The 20,111-nt window shown below is 44.9% G+C and carries 18 protein-coding genes; 9 read left to right on the top strand and 9 right to left on the bottom strand.

Annotated features, from left to right (window positions below; genetic code table 11):
• Window positions 1–92 precede the first annotated feature (92 nt).
• Window positions 93–1,757 (top strand): asparagine synthase B, encoded by a 1,665-nt coding sequence (asnB, locus tag AR383_RS00895; protein WP_055731424.1) that lies wholly within the window; start codon window positions 93–95, stop codon window positions 1,755–1,757.
• 68 nt (window positions 1,758–1,825) lie between these two features.
• Here asnB and AR383_RS00890 read toward each other — a convergent pair whose 3' ends face one another.
• From AR383_RS00890 to apt, 4 genes are all read right to left on the bottom strand, one after another.
• Window positions 1,826–2,248 (bottom strand): DUF3010 family protein, encoded by a 423-nt coding sequence (locus AR383_RS00890; protein WP_055731423.1) that lies wholly within the window; start codon window positions 2,246–2,248, stop codon window positions 1,826–1,828.
• A 78-nt stretch (window positions 2,249–2,326) separates the two neighbouring features.
• A complete protein-coding gene (locus AR383_RS00885; RefSeq protein ID WP_055731422.1) occupies window positions 2,327–2,653 on the bottom strand; it encodes a YbaB/EbfC family nucleoid-associated protein in 327 nt (108 codons plus the stop codon).
• A 71-nt stretch (window positions 2,654–2,724) separates the two neighbouring features.
• Complete coding sequence (dnaX, locus tag AR383_RS00880) at window positions 2,725–4,959, bottom strand: DNA polymerase III subunit gamma/tau (RefSeq protein WP_055731421.1); 2,235 nt, start codon at window positions 4,957–4,959, stop codon at window positions 2,725–2,727.
• Window positions 4,960–4,967: 8 nt separating this feature from the next.
• A complete protein-coding gene (apt, locus tag AR383_RS00875) occupies window positions 4,968–5,513 on the bottom strand; it encodes an adenine phosphoribosyltransferase (protein ID WP_055731420.1) in 546 nt (181 codons plus the stop codon).
• Window positions 5,514–5,940: 427 nt separating this feature from the next.
• On the opposite strand from apt, the gene AR383_RS00870 reads away from it, so the two are divergent.
• Both AR383_RS00870 and AR383_RS00865 read left to right on the top strand, forming a co-directional pair.
• Window positions 5,941–6,876 (top strand): tRNA-dihydrouridine synthase, encoded by a 936-nt coding sequence (locus tag AR383_RS00870; protein WP_055731419.1) that lies wholly within the window; start codon window positions 5,941–5,943, stop codon window positions 6,874–6,876.
• Between the two features lie 155 nt (window positions 6,877–7,031).
• Window positions 7,032–7,406 (top strand): TraR/DksA family transcriptional regulator, encoded by a 375-nt coding sequence (locus AR383_RS00865; RefSeq protein WP_055731418.1) that lies wholly within the window; start codon window positions 7,032–7,034, stop codon window positions 7,404–7,406.
• Window positions 7,407–7,469: 63 nt separating this feature from the next.
• Here AR383_RS00865 and AR383_RS00860 read toward each other — a convergent pair whose 3' ends face one another.
• Window positions 7,470–8,522 carry a porin gene (locus tag AR383_RS00860; protein ID WP_055731417.1) on the bottom strand — a complete coding sequence of 351 codons (1,053 nt, stop codon included), beginning with the start codon at window positions 8,520–8,522 and terminating at the stop codon, window positions 7,470–7,472.
• A gap of 389 nt (window positions 8,523–8,911) precedes the next feature.
• Window positions 8,912–9,898, bottom strand: a complete 987-nt coding sequence (locus AR383_RS00855) for a porin (protein ID WP_055731416.1) — start codon at window positions 9,896–9,898, stop codon at window positions 8,912–8,914.
• A gap of 347 nt (window positions 9,899–10,245) precedes the next feature.
• On the opposite strand from AR383_RS00855, the gene dinG reads away from it, so the two are divergent.
• The 6 genes from dinG (at window position 10,246) to AR383_RS00825 (ending at window position 15,676) form a co-directional block, all read left to right on the top strand.
• Window positions 10,246–12,267: an ATP-dependent DNA helicase DinG gene (gene dinG / locus AR383_RS00850; protein ID WP_055731415.1), complete on the top strand. Its 2,022-nt coding sequence runs from the start codon at window positions 10,246–10,248 to the stop codon at window positions 12,265–12,267.
• Between the two features lie 2 nt (window positions 12,268–12,269).
• Window positions 12,270–13,049 carry a TSUP family transporter gene (locus AR383_RS00845; RefSeq protein ID WP_055734931.1) on the top strand — a complete coding sequence of 260 codons (780 nt, stop codon included), beginning with the start codon at window positions 12,270–12,272 and terminating at the stop codon, window positions 13,047–13,049.
• Window positions 13,037–13,645 carry a primosomal replication protein PriC gene (priC, locus tag AR383_RS00840; protein WP_055731414.1) on the top strand — a complete coding sequence of 203 codons (609 nt, stop codon included), beginning with the start codon at window positions 13,037–13,039 and terminating at the stop codon, window positions 13,643–13,645. Before AR383_RS00845 ends, priC begins: the two co-directional genes overlap by 13 nt.
• A gap of 3 nt (window positions 13,646–13,648) precedes the next feature.
• Window positions 13,649–14,380, top strand: coding sequence for a YccT family protein (locus tag AR383_RS00835; protein WP_055731413.1), 732 nt, complete (start codon window positions 13,649–13,651; stop codon window positions 14,378–14,380).
• Between the two features lie 59 nt (window positions 14,381–14,439).
• A complete protein-coding gene (gene rsmS / locus AR383_RS00830) occupies window positions 14,440–14,634 on the top strand; it encodes a pleiotropic regulatory protein RsmS (RefSeq protein WP_055731412.1) in 195 nt (64 codons plus the stop codon).
• A gap of 205 nt (window positions 14,635–14,839) precedes the next feature.
• A complete protein-coding gene (locus AR383_RS00825; protein WP_055731411.1) occupies window positions 14,840–15,676 on the top strand; it encodes a nucleoside-specific channel-forming Tsx family protein in 837 nt (278 codons plus the stop codon).
• A 61-nt stretch (window positions 15,677–15,737) separates the two neighbouring features.
• Here AR383_RS00825 and AR383_RS22760 read toward each other — a convergent pair whose 3' ends face one another.
• Genes AR383_RS22760 through AR383_RS00815 form a run of 3 tightly spaced genes read right to left on the bottom strand, consistent with a single transcriptional unit; the run spans window position 15,738 to window position 19,932 of the window.
• Complete coding sequence (locus tag AR383_RS22760) at window positions 15,738–15,944, bottom strand: P-loop NTPase family protein (RefSeq protein WP_157051614.1); 207 nt, start codon at window positions 15,942–15,944, stop codon at window positions 15,738–15,740.
• Window positions 15,890–18,793, bottom strand: a complete 2,904-nt coding sequence (locus tag AR383_RS22755) for an AAA family ATPase (protein ID WP_055731410.1) — start codon at window positions 18,791–18,793, stop codon at window positions 15,890–15,892. The genes AR383_RS22760 and AR383_RS22755 overlap by 55 nt, the downstream gene beginning before the upstream one ends.
• Window positions 18,793–19,932, bottom strand: a complete 1,140-nt coding sequence (locus AR383_RS00815) for an exonuclease SbcCD subunit D (protein WP_055731409.1) — start codon at window positions 19,930–19,932, stop codon at window positions 18,793–18,795. Before AR383_RS00815 ends, AR383_RS22755 begins: the two co-directional genes overlap by 1 nt.
• Window positions 19,933–20,111 lie beyond the last annotated feature (179 nt).

Genomic DNA, 20,111 nt, shown 5'->3' with positions numbered 1-20,111 from the left:
TTTCTGATATTGGCAAATTGAAGGCAATAAATTGTATATATGCACCTTGTCATCTATACGAGAGCAAACACAAAGAAGTTTAAGGGAAGAGTATGTGTTCCATATTTGGAGTTCTAGATATTAAATCTGATCTCAGTGTATTACGTAAGCAAGCACTAGAGATGTCTAAGCGTTTACGCCACCGTGGCCCCGACTGGTCAGGTATTTACACTTCAAAAAATGCCATTTTAGTGCATGAGCGTCTATCCATTGTTGACGTTAATACCGGCGCACAACCTCTTTACAATCCCGAGAAAACCCACGCCTTGGCGGTGAACGGCGAAATCTATAACCACAAAGATCTGAAGAAACAGCTTAAGGTAGATTTCCAATTCCAAACCGAGTCAGACTGTGAAATTATTCTCGCGCTATACAAAGAAAAAGGCATCGAGTTTTTAGACGATCTCAATGGTATTTTTGGTTTCTGCCTTTATGATTCAGAAGAAGATGCCTACTTAATTGGCCGCGACCACATCGGTATTATTCCGCTGTACACCGGTTACGACGAACATGGTAACTTCTACGTGGCTTCAGAAATGAAAGCCCTAACGCCGATTTGTAAAACCGTTGCTGAGTTCCCTCCTGGCCACTACTTATACAGTAAACAAGGTGAGCCAGTTAAGTACTACAAACGCGACTGGATGGACTACAGCAATGTAGAGAACAACGAAGCCAGTGTAGAAGAACTGAAAACTGCGCTAGAAGCCGCCGTGAAACGCCAGCTTATGTGTGACGTACCTTATGGTGTATTGCTGTCAGGCGGCCTGGATTCTTCAGTTATTTCGGCAATCACCAAAATGTATGCCGATAAGCGAGTTGAAGATAACGACAACTCTGGTGCATGGTGGCCACAACTTCACTCGTTTGCAGTGGGCTTAGTGGGTTCTCCTGATTTAGCAGCGGCGCAAAAAGTAGCCGATCACCTAGGTACGGTGCACCACGAAATTCACTTCACGGTTCAAGAAGGTATTGATGCGCTTAAAGACGTTATCTACCACCTAGAAACCTACGATGTGACCACTATTCGTGCTTCTACCCCTATGTACCTAATGGCTCGAAAAATTAAAGCCATGGGCATTAAAATGGTATTGTCTGGCGAAGGCGCTGACGAAATTTTTGGTGGCTACTTGTACTTCCATAAAGCCCCCAATGCTAAAGAATTCCACGAAGAAACTCTTCGTAAACTTGAAAAACTACACATGTTTGACTGTAACCGTGCCAACAAGTCACTAGCCGCTTGGGGCATCGAAGGTCGCGTACCTTTCCTTGATAAAGAGTTCATGGATGTGGCGATGCGTATCAACCCGGAAGCCAAAATGTGTGCTGGTGACAAGATTGAGAAGCACATTGTTCGTGAAGCCTTTGAAGGTTACCTTCCTGCAGAAGTGGCATGGCGTCAGAAAGAGCAGTTCTCTGATGGTGTGGGTTACTCGTGGATCGACAGCCTTAAAGAATTGGTTGAATTGGAAGTATCAGACCAAGAATTGGAAAATGCGGCCTTCCGCTTCCCAATTAATACCCCTGATACTAAAGAAGCCTACTTCTATCGCAGTATGTTTGAAGAGCACTTCCCACAAGATTCAGCTGCAGAATGTGTGCCTCATGGTAAGTCTGTGGCTTGTTCAACCCCTGAGGCGATTGCTTGGGATGCAAGCTTTGCTAACAACGCAGATCCTTCAGGCCGTGCAGTACAGTCAGTACACAAAGAAGCTTACTAACAGCCAAGCTTAATTAAAAAAAACCGATGCGAATGCATCGGTTTTTTTATGCCTCAGACTAAGCTGAATTAAGCCATGCAGGCTACATAAGCGGTAACAAAAGCGGGCTCCTGAAAGGCTTTTAAACCTGTAGCAGAAAACTCCACCGGTAGCGGCTGCTCTTTCAATACTTGCTTGGCTTGAGTAGCCGAAATCAACTCAATGTTTAGATCACCAATCAACTCTATCGCCGCTTCCAGTTTAAAGCCCACCGCTCCACCGGCAAACTTACCTTTCATCGGCCGCTGCTTAATCGCGACTTTTTCTACTTTGTAGTCGCTCATCAGTTTGGCAAAAGCAAACTGAAACTCGCGTAGATGCTGGGTACTATTAATATTGCTTAGGCTTAAGCGACGCACTCGGCAATCAGGTATTTGAAATAGTCCATCTTCCAAATTTAAAAGACACACTATCACTTCATTACTCTTTATCTCAACACCACATACTTTCATCACTATACCCATTTATATTGGCGTAAACTTGCACAAAAAAGGCCGCATAGCGGCCTCAGTAATCAGCTTAAAATACGATTAGAATGGCATTTTCATGCCAGGAGGCATTTGCATGCCGCCGGTGACTTCAGCCATTTTTTCTTTGCTGTTTTCTTCTACTCGACGCACTGCATCATTAACTGCTGCCGCCAGTAGATCTTCAATCATGTCTTTGTCGTCTTCCATCAAACTATCATCTAACTCAACACGACGTACATTATGGTTTCCTAACATTACGACTTTTACCAAGCCTGCGCCAGATTCACCGGTCACTTCCATTTTGGCGATTTCTTCTTGAACGCGCTGCATGCGATCTTGCATTTGCTGCGCTTGCTTCATTAGGTTGCCCATTCCGCCTTTAAACATAACTACACTCTTCTCTTTAATTAGTTATAACTGCGACATTACATCGAGATTAATGCCGAAAATCAAGTTGTTCAGTGGTATTTAACGCTGTCGTGATCTAACTCAGCAGAAAAACGTTGCTGTAATATCTGAATGTTAGGATCAGCCTGTAAGCTTTCAATGGCCGCGGCTAATTTTTTTTGATGTAACAATTCAGCTAATTCTGCCGGAGTATTCCCGTTAGCATTTTCACCAAACAAGATCTCTAACTCAATCTGCGTTTGTAAACAGCTACTGAGCTGCTGCTTCAACTCCTCGATCGAGCTGGGCTTAGGCAAATGAGAAAAATCACTTTTTAACAATAATTGAACGGTATTTGCTGTCAGCTTATAGAGCGAGTTTCGTGCAATTTGTTTAGCAATAGGACCTAAATCCATAAACTCGACCATCTCAGCCCAAGCTTGATCATTATCTTCGCTGTTAGCAATAAATGTTGCAGTTTCGGGCTCTGCTGGTCGTTCGACAACTAAAGTTTCAACTTGATTGTCAATTAAAGCCTGCTCAGGCGTGGCGACAGTTGTAAGAGCTTTGGTTACTGGGCGAGCCTGAGCGACTGAGGCTTTCGCCTCATCAGACTTTTTTGTGCCCTGCCCTCGCCGTCTCAACTGACTGCGTAACTGTAATAACGACGCCGTGCTGTCTTGTTTTACTGGTTGATGTTGTTGGCTATCGCTAGCGCTGGCTGTAGCACTGGGTTCTACAGTGTCGTTGTGAGCCTTGTTACTGGTTTGTTCAGCATAATCGGCCGCGTAATTGGGTTCTTGCTCGAAGGACTCATCCATCTGTGAGAACTGCGCATAATAATCATCATCAAAAGCACTTGGCTGCGCGGCTGACTGAGTACTGGCCAAAGCGTTTTCGCTATCTGCCGTTACCGCGCTTGCTTGTTGCGAAGGGCTTGGTGATGGGGCATCGCTTGGTGATTGCTGGCTACTTGACTTAGTGCTATTGGCTCGCAATTGATCCTTTAGCTGGTTCAAGTTTTGCGCTCGCTGTAACTGTCGAGGAGCTTCGGTTTGGCTAGCGTCTGAACTTTCGACGGTATCACTTTCTGGCGACTTGGCAGCCGCTAAGCGATAGCCCTGTTGACTGGCCTGCTCTATGATTTCTTGCTGCTCTTTCACTAAGCTAGCATCAAGCTGTTCCGCTTGATCAAGCGATACCTCAAGCTCTGGCTCGCTGGCCTTGTCAACAAACTCAGCGGGCTTAAATGCCAACATTCGTAAGATGGTCATCTCAAAACCGCCCCGAGGGCTTGGCGCGTAAGCCAAATCGCGTTTACCGGTGATGGCTATTTGATAGAGCAATTGAATTAATTGCGCATCCACCTGCTCTGCCAACATTTGAATGGTTTCTTGGTGCTGGCTAGCGGGTAATACTTGAGCCATCGCTACTTGATGGATAATCTCGGCCAGTTGCTGGTGCAAATGCTCGTAATCGGGAGCCATGCTAGCAAGTTCAGATATTTTATTAAATGCCGACTCACTTTGCCCTGCGACCACGTGACAAAGCAGTTGTCTGAGTTGGTGCGGATCCAATACACCCAGCATATTAAGGACTGACTGATATTCCAATTCACCAGTAGAAAGAGCAAGAGCTTGATCGGTTAGACTTAAGGCATCTCGCATACTGCCATCAGCAGCATGGGCTAAAGCTTGCAGAGCGGGCTTTTGATAAGAACGCTGCTCGGCATCTAATATGCGCGCTAATTGCTGACTAATTTGCTCTTCGCTTAGGGCTTTTAATTGAAACTGTAAGCAACGGGATAACACTGTTATCGGCAGCTTCTGCGGATCGGTGGTCGCCAATAGGAATTTGACATGCTCTGGCGGCTCTTCCAGGGTTTTTAACAAGGCGTTAAAACTGTGGCGCGACAACATGTGAACTTCATCAATCAAATAAACTTTGTAGCGCCCCTTGGCAGGGCTGTATTGCACGTTATCCAGCAATTCGCGAGTATCTTCTACCTTGGTACGAGAAGCGGCGTCAATTTCTAGCAAATCAACAAAGTTACCCTGATCTAGCTCTAAGCAATTAGAACATTGACCACACGGCTGCGAGGAAACACCTTGCTCACAGTTAAGGCTTTTAGCAAATAAACGCGCAATCGTGGTTTTACCGACACCACGTGTACCACTAAACAAATAAGCATGATGCAGGCGCTGTTGGTCGAGAGAATTTATCAAACCTGCCAAAACATGCTGTTGAGCAACGACTTGTTGAAAAGTTCTAGGTCGCCATTTTCTTGCCAGGGCTTGATAATTCATTCAGTGTCCTATTCGCCTTCAAACTCAACCAAGCAGGTTGATTCCACACCCAAGGTGGTCAATTTTTTCGCACCCGGTAAGTCTACCAAATTAATGACAAAAGCCGCATAGTTAATCTCTCCTCCAAGTTGGCGAATTAACTTAACTGAAGCCTCGGCAGTGCCGCCAGTGGCAATTAAATCATCAACAAGTAATACCTTATCTCCGGCTTGAATTGCATCGGTATGAATTTCCAAGGTATCCATACCATATTCCAGCTCATAAGTTTCGCTAATGACCTCTCGTGGCAACTTGCCAGGCTTACGTACTGGAACAAAACCCACGCCTAAGGCCACGGCCAAGGGAGCACCAAAAATAAAGCCCCGAGCTTCGGTTCCCACAACTTTGGTGATACCTAGGTTTTCAAAACGTTGCTGCCACTCATTAATCACCAAGGCAAAAGCTTTAGGATCCTCAATTAAGCTGGTGACATCCCTAAACATAATACCTTCCTTAGGGTAGTTAGGAATGGTTTTAATGGCGTTTCTTATATAATCGAGATTTAAACTGCTCATATTGCTTCCATTGTGCAAAAAAAACGCCCAATGATCATGGGCGCTATTTGTAATCCTTAATTATCTCAATTTGCAGCGCTAAAGCAAACCACTGTCAATGAGAAAGGAAGGGCAATATTAAGAGAATATTTGCAATAGAGACAGGCTCATAGGTAGGGTTGGCAACAGTAACGCAACGATAAAACCAAGGAAATACAATGCGTTATAGCTTTCTTTAAAATCTTGTTCCATGGAAAAAAGGTCCTAATAGTAAATTCATTCAATATTGATCTAGATCAATTATACGCTAGAGCCTAAGCAAAAAACACCCACACAAAACAAGGTTATTAAAAAGTGACTCTCTCTTCGGCTATTCACTACAATCCGCTAGCGACCAGCGGAACAAACCGTTAGAATAGCGACCTTTTTGAGTAGATGAAGGTAAGACATGCGTGTTGTTTTAGCACCGATGGAGGGCGTTGCCGATGCTTCAATGCGCCAACTGTTATCCAGTTGTGGAGGCTACGACTGGTGTGTTACCGAATTCATCCGCGTCACCACCGTCTGTCTGCCAGATAAAGTGTTTTATAAGTATTGTCCTGAGCTCCTTCAGCAGGGTTTTATCGACGGCCACACGCCAGTGCGAGTACAACTACTGGGCCAGCACCCACAACCCATGGCAGAAAATGCACTTCGCGCCATTGAACTGGGTTCGCATGGGCTTGACCTTAATTTTGGCTGCCCTAGCAATTCGGTGACCGGAAGTTGTGGCGGCGCATCAATGTTAAAAGCCCCCCAATCGATCTTTGATGTTGTTAAAGCTGTGCGTGAGGCTGTGCCTGAAAAGCACACGGTTTCAGCTAAAATACGTTTGGGTTGGGAAAACAAAGACGATTGTTTTTCGATAGTTCAAGCAGTACAAGAAGCCGGTGCCGATGAGCTTACTATCCATGCCAGAACCAAGTTAGATGGCTATAAAGCCCCCGCCCACTGGCACTACATTAACCAAGTGAAACAGCGTTTCAGTATTCCTATTATCGCCAACGGTGAAGTTTGGGACAGAGCAAGCTATTTGCAGTGTCAGCAAGCCAGCGGCTGCGATGATGTAATGATTGGCCGCGGCGCCTTAACCATTCCTAACTTAGCGCAAGTGGTCCGTGGTCGGCAAGCGCCCTTAACCTGGTTACAAGTGGTTGAACTGTTGATCCGTTATTCTGAACATGAAATCACCAGCGAAAAAGCCAAATATTACCAAAGCCGAGTAAAACAATGGCTACGCTATTTGTCGGCGTTTTATCCCGAGGCGGATCAATTATTTCGCCAAATTCGTGTATTCAAAGATACTCCGTCAATTGTCCAAGTCATTCGACAATATTCGTTGTAAAAAACAAACAGCAGTTTGAATACACTGTATTAGATCAACAAATACTCAATAAAGTTAAGCGCCTAACTATTTAGAGTTTAGCTTTGATTCACATCATATCTCCCACCTCGAGCTCCTGTTTATACTCATATCTCATTTTTTAATTGGGCTAAAATGTGGAAATAAGAGATTATCAGCTGCGTCTTACGCAGCAATTTGAGCAGTTAAAGTTTGAAATAATCTCATTTTTAACTGCTTCAAATAACGCAAGCTTAAAGCTAGCCGCAGAAAAGCTGCAGTTATTGAATAATGAGCAAGTCATCGATGAGCTCGTTAAACTGGAGATCGGAGAGTTAAAAGCTCAGTTAAAACAAATGCAACGCGTTAGCGCAGCACTGTGCCAAATCGACCTAGGTTTATACGGCTTATGCAGTGATTGCGAGGAAAATATCGAACTCGAGCGCTTAAACAACGACCCTAGCACTCAGCGCTGTCAACGTTGTAGTGACAAGCATAGACTCTCCAAACGCAGTGATAGCTTTGCACTTTAAGCCAACAATATAAAAGGCCACTCAATCGAGTGGCCTTTTTACTCACTAAGCTTATTTAGGGGCTTAGAAATTGTAACGAATACCAACAGCTAAGCGGTTATCATCTGTTTTCGCACCAGCGATAGATTTAGTCGTTTTATCTTGATATTCGGTGTACATGATGATGTCGTTCCAATCGTACATCGCACCTACTAGCGCAGTTTTAAGATCGGCTTCTGAAGTCTTGTCTTCTTGGTAGTTCCAACCAGTATAAAGCTGTAGACCCATATCTAAGGTGTAAGCAAAAATACCTTCATGGCCAATGGCTTTATCAGAAACACCTGTTGCACCATCAAACTGAACTTGGTTTTTGAATTCACCATAGGTAACTGCAGTGTAAATTGGACCTTGAACATAGCTAGCAGCCAATGCTGTTAACTTAGCATCACCATCATTTTCAACAGCCAATTTTTCGTCTTCAGTGCGCTTCATTTGGTGATAAGTAGCACCAATATTTAAGCCGAAATCAAAATCGTATGATAAAGCACCAGAATAGCTATAATCGCGCCCTTCGTCTTCATCAGCAAATTGATATTGTGCGCTGATATTTACATTATTGAAGCTACCGTTGTATTGCAAAGCATCGTTAGCCCGAGCTGTGCCTACTTTATCACCATTATCATAGACGCCCATCGCGCTGCCGCCATAGGCCCAAAATACGTCGGTGACACCGGTAACAGTGTAATAAGTAGACCATTGCTTTCCGTAAGAGAATGAACCGTAATCTGCGTGATCAAAAGCTACAAAACCTAATCGGTTAAAGAAAGGAGAGTCACTATTACCATTTGAGTTAACTAAACCGTACTCAAGAGTAGCACGAGCGACTAAGTCTTCACTTAATACACGAGAAAAGTTTAGGTTGATACGCGAAGAGTTATCTTCTGAGCGAAGGTCACGCTCGCCGTCGTTATTGGCTGACTCTACCATTAAGTGAATACGGCCGCCTACAGAAAAGGCATTTTCACCATCATTGTAGATTTCTAATGCTTGTGTTGTACCAGTTGCGAATAATGCGGGGATTGCAATTGCTAATATTGTTTTTTTCAAAGTTCCACTGCCTATATCAAGATTAATCATTCATCTCTTCCATGACCCACCCATACATCCGTGGAGCGGTATCCCTGAGCAGTGAAGTCCATATCACGGACGCATGTTTGCTTAAAACCACAACATAATCAACGTTTTTATCTGTAAAATTGGAACTTTTATAATTTTTTATAAAAAAATTAGATTGAATTGCAAATTTTTCATCTTTTTTGGAGCTATTCGATACAAAGCAATAAGCACTACTGAGTCACTGAAAGCAACTAAACACTAAATATCATCAGATAAGGGATAGAAACTTACTACTCAGCCTCTATATTGAAGAGAAGCTATAAAAGCACTAAACGCTAGACACAAAAAAGCTCGCCGTAGCGAGCTTTAAACTCATTCACGTAAACTTATACGTGAGCATCAATCAACTTTTAGAAGTTGTATTGAATAGCCATTTCCCAGTAGTCGTCAGCGCCTTCTAGACCGTCAACTTTGTATTCAGCCCATGCTTTCATGTTGCTGTTGAAAGCGTATTGAAGACCAATTTTGAATGCGTCAGCAGTATCACCCATGTTACTGATATCGCCTTGTGCTTCTTGTGCAGCATAGCCAGAATATACAGTAGCAGCATCAGCGAAATCGTAAGACACTACAAGGTCGTAACCTTCAAGTTCAGATCCACCTAGCTTAGTTTTAACGTAAACCGCGGCTAAGTATAGATCTTCCCAAGAGTAAGAAGCAGAAAGAGCGTAGTTTTTCTTATCTTCACCAACTGCGAACTGCTCTACGTGGTAACCACCATAGATGCCCAAGCCGAAGTCAAAGTTGTAACCTAGAGTTGCAGCGTAAGATGCATCAAGACCTTCACCAGTTGGAGTAGGAAGCGCATCAGAGTTAGGGCTACCTAGAGTAATGCTGTAGTTTTCGTCTTGGAATTGGTAAGAACCGTAAAGAACGAAACCACCAAACTCACCAGCGTACATGATTTGGCCTTCTTGACGACCATCTTCAATCAAGTCAAACGCTTCGTAACCAACACCACCATTGAAGATATCAGTTGGTGCTACAGCGTAGTAGAAAGCAGTATCAGATTGACCGAAAGTTACTGTACCAGCATCATCGAAGTCAAAACCAGCATAAATGTGACGAGCTTTGAATTGAGTATCATCGTTGTTTTCAGCAGCGATTTGCCACTCACCTTTAGCGATAGCTGACACACCAGGAGCAATTACAGAGCTTACGTTGAAGCCCATACGAGCAGAACCAACACCATCAGTGTCAGTACCGTCATCCATAATTTGGAATTGCATACGACCGTATACGTCAGCAGAAACGCCATCAGCGTCGTAAACATTAGCAGCTTGTGCAGAAGCTGCGAATAGGGCTGGTATTGCTACCGCTAGAATTGTTTTTTTCATTTTCCTGTGCCTTCTTAGCAATTAAACACTTGTTCCTTAAATTCCCTGTGTAACAGTGATTTCTCACTGTACGTTCAATACATTAGCAAGCTGGAAATTTTTTGCAATAAAAAATTGAACTTTTATAAAATCATGTAAAACCCTGTATATACGCGCTTTTAAAGAAGATAAACTAGTGGTACGCACGATAAACGAAGGCTTTAATAAAAAAAACGTGATCTATAGCTAATAGCATTTAAGCGTTTTTTTTGTCTTCAAGATAGCGTTTTATGTTGCTCTGCAACTTAGTTAAGCGCCAACAATACGATAATGCGCCAAGCTAAGTGGTTAACATTACAGAGGAAATTATGTTAACGGAAAAAAACAAAAAGATAATTCGCCAGTGGTACAAGACACTTCAGGAGCAAAACCCTAATTTTATTCGCAGAGCTGCACAAAGTACTTTAATTGCCCACATTGCCAAAACTATTGCTGGAGACATTAACCGCCAGCAACGTATTTTATTAGCCGAAGCAGGAACCGGCACCGGAAAATCGTTGGCCTATTTACTTGCCGCCATTCCCTTAGCCAAAGCCCGTAATAAAAAGCTAGTGGTATCCACCGCCACCGTCGCCTTACAACAACAGTTAATAGAAAGTGATTTACCTTTAGTACATCGAGCCGCTCACGGCGAGTTTTCATTTTGCTTAGCCAAAGGACGTCAGCGCTACTGTTGTGCTCACAAGCTAGCCGCAGCAAGCTCTGCCCCGTTAGCGCTTAACGCCAAACAACAACAGCTAGTTCAGCGTATGGCGATAGCTCTACAGCAGGGTAAGTGGGACGGCGATAGGGATCATTGGCCAAGCCAAATTCCTTGGCAAGTCTGGCAGCATATAGTTGTAGATGGCTTAAGCTGTTCTGTTCAGTCAGCCCGCCATCGCAGCTGCCCTTTTCACAAGGCAAGAAAAGGTCTCAAACAAGCAGACGTGATTGTAGCCAACCACAGTCTATTACTGGCCGATCTCAAAGCCGGTAGCGGCCATATTCTGCCAGCTGCCGAAGATTGCATATATGTCTTAGATGAAGCGCATCAGTTTCCTGAAATAGCACGTGACGCCAGCGCCCAAGAGTTAAGCTTAAAACAAGCCTTAAAAGAACTAGACAATATCAAGCAGCTAGATAAAGACATCGCCACCTTATTAAGTAGCACTAGTACTGCCGCTAGTAGCCTAAAATTGAGAGAGGCCTGCGTTGAATTGGCGCGTTGCTTCAACAAACTACATGATATTGCTATAAGCCAGCAGCACCATTTTGAGCAACAGTATTGGCGCTTTCCCTTAGGGCAAATCCCTCAGGCCATCATCAATCTGGCCAGTAACTACTATAAAGAAGCCAACAAGCTCGCCAATAGCCTACAAACTTATGCAGGCCTGATTCAAGAGGCGGCGAGCAACGGTCAAATGAAATCAGCCCAAGCCGAAGCGCTCCTCAGCAAACTGAGCATGCTGCAAAGTTTGGCTGAATCTTGGTTAGATACGCTGTATAGTTATGCCAATGAGTCCAACCAAAAAGTCTATGCTTATTGGTTTCATAAAAGTGACAAAGACATTCACTTGTGTAGTTCACCCATCGAAATTGGCGGCATATTACAACACCTCCTATGGCAGAACGCCTTTGCGGTTATCGCGGTTTCTGCCACCTTAAGCGCCTTGGGACAGTTTAGTTATTACCTCAATCAAATTGGCCTAGCGAATTTGTCCAGCCAGCAATTAATCAAGTTGCCCTCACCTTTTGACTATAACAAGGTTTCATTAACGGTACCCAAGAGCATTGCCGAGCCCGACCACCCAGAGTTTACCAACGATGTAGTGGACTACATTCTTAAGGCTCAAACTCATCAAGGTGGGATTTTAGTTTTATGTAATTCCTATCGCTTGGTCGACAAGGTGGCTGACATGCTCGAGCAATGCCAGCTCAAGAACCTTTGGGTACAAGGCCAATTGAGTAACCAACAATTACTGGCAAAACACCGAGCTTGCCGAGCAAAAGGTGAAACCAGCACGATTCTGGCTACTATGGGCTTTAGCGAAGGCATCGACCTACCCGGCGACTTACTTACCGACTTGCTGATTGCGAGATTGCCCTTCGCTGTTCCTACAGAACCGGTGATGGCCAGCCATGCTGAATTATTGGAAAGCCGCAATCAAAACCCCTTTATGCTACTCACTTTGCCCAGTGCCAGCAGAAAACTAGTACAGAGCTGTGGAAGACTAATGAGAAAAGAAAGTGATTCAGGTAGAATCGTGCTGCTTGATAGTCGGCTCACCACACGCCGTTACGGCAGTCAGCTTTTGGCTGCATTACCTCCCTTTAAAAGAAGTGACCATTAATGTTGTTGGAACTGGGTTTGGACCCTTCAATTTTAATCCTCATCGTCGGCATCGGTTTTACTGCCGGTTTCATTGATGCTATTGCAGGCGGAGGAGGCTTGCTCACCATACCCGCCTTATTAAGTATTGGCTTACCACCACATATTGCTTTAGGCACGAATAAGCTGGCAGCCAGCTTCGGCTCTAGCACAGCGGCATGGACCTTTTATCGCAAGCAGCTATTTAATCCGGTATTTTGGTTTTGGAGTTTTGTGGCCACCGCCATTGGTGCATTGTTTGGCACCGTCATCGTCGACATTATTAGTACCGAGTGGTTAGAGAAACTATTACCACTAGTGATTATGGCGACGGCGGTTTACACCATTGTTAATCGCAAACAAGCCGACGGCCACGCAGTGCTACCACAAGCAAGCCCTAAGCTTACCAAACAGATGCTAAGCCAAGGTCTTGGCTTAGGGTTTTATGATGGCGTAGCTGGGCCCGGTACCGGGGCATTTTGGACGGTATCGTCAATGGCCTTATATAAGATGAACATCTTGCTCTCATCGGGCTTAGCTAAGGCAATGAATTTCACCAGCAACTTTGTTTCCTTTATTACCTTTGTTTATTTGGGTCATGTGAACTGGGCGATAGGCTTAACCATGGGCGTGAGTATCATGGTAGGTGCGGTTATTGGTGCGCATTCGGCGATCCGCTTCGGTGCTAAATTTATTCGTCCAGTATTCATTACCGTGGTAATGGTGATTGCAGCCAAACTCGCGTGGCAAGCATGGTTCAGCTAGAGCTCGCCAACTTATCGGCCAAGCTGCAACAACTTAAGCTGCAGGCTGAACACCGTGATTTACAGGGTGAGAGAAGCGCCTACGCTAAAACCGCAGTGCTAGATGAACGCTTTAGCTGTCGAAGCGATTTATTTGTCGACTACGTAAACGAGCTTGAACAAGATTTAAAGCACATCGACCTATTAAGCCATAAAACCAAAGATATGGATTTATTGAAGCTTTATTGTGACCGCTTTGTGGGCAAATTCGCCATGCTGCAAGCCAAGATTTCCCAACTTAGCCGACAGCAACAACAGCAAAATCAGCCCCAGCAACAACGCATTCAAAACTGGCAGCGTCGATTAGACCAAGTAATGAAAGCCGGAGACCGCTCAGAACTTCAGCAAAAGCTGGCCCAACAAAAACATTTTGAGCAACAGCTAGAACTAAAACTAGTAGAAAAAAACCAAGTACTTAATCGTAGTAATAACAAGACAGATACTGCTAGACTAAGCGCAGAGATCCTCAGCTTAAAGAAACGTTTAGGTGAGTGTCAAAAAACAACATGGAAACTAGAACAAAAACTTCGTCAGATAGAATCACGCTTTAAGGAGTAATACATGCGATTCTTTGGTAAGGCTTTATTTTTAACATTTGCTTGCCTAAGCAGCTTGCAAGCTTTTGCAAGCAGCTTCTCTACACCGGTGTTTTACGAGATTATGTACCTTGATAAACAATCAATGGGAATGCTTTCTCTAAATAAAAATGAAACCGACCTAAGCGCAGGCGAGCATCAGCTTGTAGTGCGTTATATCGATACAGTTGGCTCAAATAACAATTCAGAAATTATAAAATCAGAGCCTGTAGTCATTAATTTAAATGTTAAAAATGGTCAAGATATTGTCCTAGAGGCAAAAAAACCACGCAGTATTAAACAAGCTCAACGCTATGCCAAAGATCCAAAGTTTACTTTGGTAGACAAAAATGGAACCAGTGTTGAAGCAAGTGTTTATGTTCTGCCTTTCCAACCAGGTATGCAACTTTCAAGAAACTACCTAAACGAAATTGCCGAAATAGAAGCGCAACAAGTGGCTAAAGCTCCGGCGGTTCAGCCGCAAGCTAGCACTGTGGCACCAGCTACAAACAAAGCCCCAGCCAGCAATGCTAATGCAGCGCTAGCGGCGAGCACGGTTGCGGTAGCCGGTACAGCAAGCGCCGTCACCCCAGCGGCCGAAACAGTAGTGATTAATGCCGACGATAGTACCGAATTGCAAATGCTCCAATTTTGGTATCAACGTGCAGACAAAGAAACACGTAAACAATTCCAAATCTGGGCCATCCAACAACAATAATCTTAAACACCCGTATGCTTAGCTCATGCGGGTGCTAGCACTTCCCTGACGAGAAAACCATGTCTCTTGAAACCGCCCCTAAACACATTCAACTCGCCGTAGACCTCATCCAATTACTCGAAGAGAACCAGATTGAGCCAAAGCTGGCCTTACAAGCACTAGCAATAGTGACAGACGACTACGAGAATAAATTAGCCCAACAGGCTACCGCCCAAACCCAGCAAGATAAAAACCCACAAAAACCACAAAAATAAAAACTTAAAGCCACTAAAATTCACATAAGCAAACAACAAAACCATCAACAAGCAACAAATTTGGTTAATATTGCTTTTTAGCTTAAAAACCACTCAGGTGATATAAAGTAAAAGCTGAACTTTTCATGTTCCGCACTATAGAATGCCCGCGAAACTTACCATGCACACCACGGCAATTCACTGTTAAGTGAACGAGGAACTACCAATGAACAAACTTGCTCTAGCGGGCGCGGCACTCATTGCAGCAACATCATTAACCAGCCATGCAGCGGAAATTGGCGACGATGTACACGCAAATGATTTTCACTGGATGCAATTAAACTTAATGCATACCATCGATCAAAAACCACATGACATCGACCAAGGTTATAAAGATACCTATTTGGAATTTGAGTTCGGCGGACGCTCAGGCTATTTTGACTTCTACGGTTATGTGGATGTGTTCGACATTACCAATAGTGAAAGCAGCTCTAAACATGAAACTGGCGGCATGTTCATGAAGTTTGCACCTCGTCTTTCACTCGATGCCGTAACAGGTAAAGACCTGTCTTTTGGTCCGGTGCAAGAACTCTACATTGCCAACCTCAATAACTTTGGCCAACAACAACAAGAACACTTCATTGGTTTGGGTGCCGATGTTGCGCTACCTTGGTTTGGTAAAGTAGGCATGAACCTCTACTCCCGCTACAGCGTGAAAAACTTTGGCAACGAAGATGAAGGTTCATTTAATGGTTTTCAATTTTCTGCCAACTGGTTCAAGCCCGTCTACTTCTTCGACAACGGTAGCTTCATTTCTTACCAAGGCTACTGGGATCACATGTTTGCTGCCAATGGCTACTCCAGTCAAGCTAACCGCACTACCTCGGGCGGACAAACCTATCATGGTATTTATTGGCACTCAGACCGTTTTGCCGCGGGTTATGGCTTGAAATCCTTCTATGATACTTACGGCATGCGTGATGGTTTTGCCGCCTACCCAGGTGGTTCGCCTTTAGAAACCACCGGCTTTGGCCATTACTTCTCAATTACTTATAAGATTTAATTGTCTTATTACGCACCTGCCCATCGCGGCAGGTGCTGTTTCATCTCTATTTCCCTAGTGTTTACGGTACTACCACCTTAATATGACTGCCATCCGCCTGTTTTATCACATCAATCCGGCTAGCGATTTGCTCTTTCATTTCTGATACGTGTGAAATAACCCCGACCATGCGACCTGCGCTTTGTAAATCTATTAGTGTTCGAATGGCTAGGTCTAAAGACTCTTGATCGAGGCTACCAAATCCTTCATCAATAAACAGCGTATCCAACTTAATCCCCCAGCATAAGCTTGAACCACATCAGACAAACCTAAGGCCATCGCTAAGGCCGCCATAAAGCTTTCACCGCCGCTTAAGGTAGCAACCGAGCGAACCTTGGAAGTGTAACTGTCCTCTACCTCCAGCTCTAAGCCCGATGCCTTGTTACCTTTAGCGCGCTGCTCTTTACGCAGCAACTGATAGCGACCTTTACTCATCATCTGTAAACGTTCGCTGGCTTGCAATAACACATCATCAAGCAGTACGCTCAATACAAAACGCTGCAGGCTGATTTTGTTACCGGTTCTGCCATTAGCCACATCGGCTAAGGTACCAATAACTTGGTATTGCTGTTGCAAACGTTGATCGAACAATTCTGCCTGTTGCAATTTCTGCTGAATATTTTGCAGATTGCTTAAACGATTATTGGCGCTATTCCACTGCAGCTCGGCGCGCTCTCGCTCGCCTTTCGTTTGCTCTAAGGCTTGTTCTAAAACGGCTAAGTCTGGCTCTTCTTTGCCTTTTAATTTCAGCTCTACTTGCTCTGCTTGCACCTTCAACTTAGTCACTCGAGTGGCATAGTCATCTATATGGCGCTGCAGCTCATTCATATCAACTTCATCCATAAGCGCTTCATTGTAAGCAATTTCACTAGCAAAACAGGAGTCATCTAACTGCTGTTTAAACGACGCTTGCGCTTGGCTTAGGGCTTGTTGGGCAAGTTTTAAGCTCTGTTTAGCCGCATCAAAGGCCGATTGCTTGGCACTAACTTGCTCTCGACACAGAGCGTAATCTTGCTGAGTTTGCTTAATGGTTTTTTCTAAGTGCTCAAGCTGGCTCGCTTGCAAGTCGATCTCCTGCTGCAATAAAGCCAATTCGCCATATTGCGGTGGTAACTGCTGCTTGGCTTGCTCGAACTGTCCTTGTAATAGATCTAGTTGGCTACGCTGGCTTTGGTAGAGCTCTCTGGCTTTCTCTATGCTTTGCAAAGCATCCTGTTCTTGCTGAGCGAGCGCGTCAAGCTGCTGTTGAACTTGTTTAACTTGCTGCTGTGCTTGCTGGGCCTGCTGCAGCGCCAATTTTGCTTGCTCTAACTGCTCACTGAGCTGGCTGGGCGACAAACTTGCCTGCTCAGCTAATCGCGACACTAGCAGCTGTTGCTGTTGGCTGCGCTCTTGTTGTTTATCCTTAAGCACCTTGTAGTCTTGGCGTGCTTGGCCCAACTTATCGCGCGCGGCTTGCTCTGCGTTTCGCGCCTGCTCTAGCTCTTGCTCGCTCGGTATCGCTTGAGAGCTATGCGCCAGCTGGGGATGATTAACACTGCCACATACCGGGCAGGCCTCTCCAACATTTAAGCGCTGCGCCATCAGCGCCGCTTGACCCTGATGCCAAGCCAACTGCATTTGATTAGCCTGCAACTGCGTGGCTTGATAGCGCTCCGCTAACTGTTTGCCCTGCTCAGCCGATGCAATCAAGGCTTGTTGATCTTGTTCCTGTTGTTGCTTTAAGGCCGCCAGTTCTTGCGCCAAACCTAATACTTGCTCCAGCTCACTGAGTTTTTTCTGCTTATCGGCTTGGGTTTCTGCTTGTTCAGCTAATTGAATTTGTTGCTGATTCAATTGCGTTTTTTGTTGCTGCAGCGCCTGCATCTGTTGTTTAAGCTGTTGCCCTTGCTCGCTCTGCGCGTTTAACTTTTGCTGTGCGGCACTAACCTGCTCTCTTAACTGAGCCACTTTCTCAAGTAAGGGCTTATAACTCTGTAACAGGCTTAATTGCTGGCGAACGCCATTAACTTGTTGTTCTTTTTCAGGTAACAAGGCGTATTGCTGTTCGAGGCTTGCTAAGTTTTGACGCGCTTGATGTAAATCAGACTCGCACTGAGTTTGCAAAATGCTGGCTTGTTTGGCTTCATCAAAGCGTTGAATTTTAAGATCATCTCGCGGCTTCAAAGTCTGCGCGGCTTTGGCTGCTTGTAACTGCTGCTGTTGTAGCTCAACTTGCTTTTGCTGTTTATCCAACTCGCTCAGTTGTTGCTTGAGTTTACTGAGCTCGGTGAAATCGGCCTGCACAACTTTAGCCGAATCTAAGGCCTGACTCGCCTGTTGATAGGCTTGCTCAGCCTGCTGTTTAGCCCTTAAGGCTTGGCTTACCGCGGGTGCCAAATCTGCGAGTTCATCCTCTAGCGCTTGCCCTTCTTGTAAGTTGGCACTGTGTAGAATGCCAGTGCGAATATTTTTTTGCTCCAGTACCGCAGCTTTAATTTCGTCTGCCTGGACTTTCAAACTGTCTTCAATGCGTCGATAGATATGGGTTTGAAACAGTTGACTAAAGATCTTCTCTCGCTCTTTAGAGTCGGCCATTAACAGTTGGCGAAATTTACCTTGCGGTAAGACCATTACTTGACGAAATTGGTCGGCATCTAAGCCGGTTAAACGCTCAATTTCACTGCTTGCTTCAGATACCTTAGAAGCCACCAAAATGCTTTCTTCACCGTTGGAGTCAATCTCAACTAACTGCGCTTCTGGCTTCTGCTGAGTATATCCGTCTCCGGATTTTTTTAAGCGAGCTTGTTCTGGTACACGACGAATACGGTAACGTTGCTGCCCCAACTCAAACTCAAAGCTCACTTCGGTTAAACGCGAGGGCTCGGCTAAATCACAGCGCATTTGCGCCCCTTCACGCTCATCACCAGTTGTTTTGCCATAGAGGGCGAAACATATCGCATCTAATAAGGTGGTTTTACCCGCACCAGTGGGGCCATTTAGCAAAAATAAGGGGTTACGCCCTAGCAAGCTAAAATCAATGAGCTCTTGTTCGGCAAAAGGCCCAAAGGCCGACAAACTTAAACGCAAGGGACGCATTAGTATACTCTCTCGTGTAATTGAGAAATGGTTTGTAGCAGTACTTCTCGCTGTTCATCGGACAAGTCTTCACCACTCACCTGCGAGAAAAAATCGCTGAACATATCAAATTCATCGCGGCTCATATGCTGGCGATTTAACTCTAATTGTTGCTTATTGGCCATCAGCCCGGTGCGCTCTAAATGCAGAACATTAGGGTAAACTTCGCGCAGCTTGCCCATAGCATCGAGTATTGCGGATTTATCCAGCAGTCTCACCATCAAGTAGTCTTGTCGCGCTTGCTCATCTAACTCAGCTTGCAATAGTTCATCTAAATAGCCCTCTATGACCCGTACGTCTCGCAGCGGCCTTAAGGGCAATAATTCAAACTCGGCCTTGCCCTGCGTTATCGTGACTAAACTCACTGACTTAGCTTGGTGTTGCTCGCTAAATGAATATTTTAAGGGCGACCCCGAGTAGCGAATATGTGGTTGCCCCTTATATTGCGGCCCATGTAAATGGCCAAGCGCAGTGTAACTAAACTCACTAAACAAACGAGGAGAGATTTTATCTGCGCCACCAATGCTAAGGGGGCGCTCCGAATCAGACTCATCACCACCATCCAAAAAGCAATGAGCCACCACCACCTTACTTAAACCTTGGCTATCATCTTCAGCCACCTTATCGAGCAAGACTTGCATGGCCTGTTGGTGGCTAGTTAGTTCAAGACCATATAGTTCTCTCACTAAGGCTGGCTCTGCGTAGGGTAGCGGGTAAAACACCGCATCATCACCCTGCTTAGATTTAATGCGTATGGCCTGCGGCGGATTGCTTAAAGGCCCCACTATATATAGCCCGCTTTGCTGCATGTGCTTGGAAGCAAAGGCCAAGCGCTGAGCGCCATCATGGTTACCGGCAATCATAATCACCGGAATGGCTAAGTCCTTTACCAAGCGAGCGAGGATCTCATCCAGTAACTCAATCGCTTGGCTGGGCGGAACCGAACGGTCAAATACATCTCCAGCCACCACCAGCGCATCCACCTGATGTCGCTCTGCTAAATCGACAATTTGGCCCAGCACCACGCGCTGATCTTCAAGCAAAGAGTGATTATGCAGTTGGCGGCCAATGTGCCAATCTGAAGTATGGAGAAATTTCATTCAATATCCGTAAGTAAGCACCGAGAATAGAAGCGATTTTTATTCGAAACAGCCTATTATCACCAAGCCAGCCAGCGATAGCAATTAAACATAAGAGCAGATTAAACAACATACAGATGCTTTAAGTTCAAGCCACAAAAAGCCATGTATTGTGCTCGCTTAGCGCGTCGGAGTCTGGC

It is taken from the genome of Agarivorans gilvus, from assembly GCF_001420915.1.
Lineage (GTDB): Bacteria > Pseudomonadota > Gammaproteobacteria > Enterobacterales > Celerinatantimonadaceae > Agarivorans > Agarivorans gilvus.
Note: the sequence above shows the minus strand (reverse complement) of the source record. Positions and strands in the feature narration are given on the sequence as shown.

What these genes read in the sequence shown, in the direction of transcription:
- asnB (WP_055731424.1), top strand. Translation starts at nt 93, where the DNA reads ATGTGTTCCATATTTGGAGTTCTAGATATTAAATCTGATCTCAGTGTA.
- AR383_RS00890 (WP_055731423.1), bottom strand. Translation starts at nt 2,248, where the DNA reads ATGAAAGTATGTGGTGTTGAGATAAAGAGTAATGAAGTGATAGTGTGT.
- AR383_RS00885 (WP_055731422.1), bottom strand. Translation starts at nt 2,653, where the DNA reads ATGTTTAAAGGCGGAATGGGCAACCTAATGAAGCAAGCGCAGCAAATG.
- dnaX (WP_055731421.1), bottom strand. Translation starts at nt 4,959, where the DNA reads ATGAATTATCAAGCCCTGGCAAGAAAATGGCGACCTAGAACTTTTCAA.
- apt (WP_055731420.1), bottom strand. Translation starts at nt 5,513, where the DNA reads ATGAGCAGTTTAAATCTCGATTATATAAGAAACGCCATTAAAACCATT.
- AR383_RS00870 (WP_055731419.1), top strand. Translation starts at nt 5,941, where the DNA reads ATGCGTGTTGTTTTAGCACCGATGGAGGGCGTTGCCGATGCTTCAATG.
- AR383_RS00860 (WP_055731417.1), bottom strand. Translation starts at nt 8,522, where the DNA reads ATGATTAATCTTGATATAGGCAGTGGAACTTTGAAAAAAACAATATTA.
- AR383_RS00855 (WP_055731416.1), bottom strand. Translation starts at nt 9,898, where the DNA reads ATGAAAAAAACAATTCTAGCGGTAGCAATACCAGCCCTATTCGCAGCT.
- dinG (WP_055731415.1), top strand. Translation starts at nt 10,246, where the DNA reads ATGTTAACGGAAAAAAACAAAAAGATAATTCGCCAGTGGTACAAGACA.
- priC (WP_055731414.1), top strand. Translation starts at nt 13,037, where the DNA reads ATGGTTCAGCTAGAGCTCGCCAACTTATCGGCCAAGCTGCAACAACTT.
- AR383_RS00835 (WP_055731413.1), top strand. Translation starts at nt 13,649, where the DNA reads ATGCGATTCTTTGGTAAGGCTTTATTTTTAACATTTGCTTGCCTAAGC.
- rsmS (WP_055731412.1), top strand. Translation starts at nt 14,440, where the DNA reads ATGTCTCTTGAAACCGCCCCTAAACACATTCAACTCGCCGTAGACCTC.
- AR383_RS00825 (WP_055731411.1), top strand. Translation starts at nt 14,840, where the DNA reads ATGAACAAACTTGCTCTAGCGGGCGCGGCACTCATTGCAGCAACATCA.
- AR383_RS22755 (WP_055731410.1), bottom strand. Translation starts at nt 18,793, where the DNA reads ATGCGTCCCTTGCGTTTAAGTTTGTCGGCCTTTGGGCCTTTTGCCGAA.
- AR383_RS00815 (WP_055731409.1), bottom strand. Translation starts at nt 19,932, where the DNA reads ATGAAATTTCTCCATACTTCAGATTGGCACATTGGCCGCCAACTGCAT.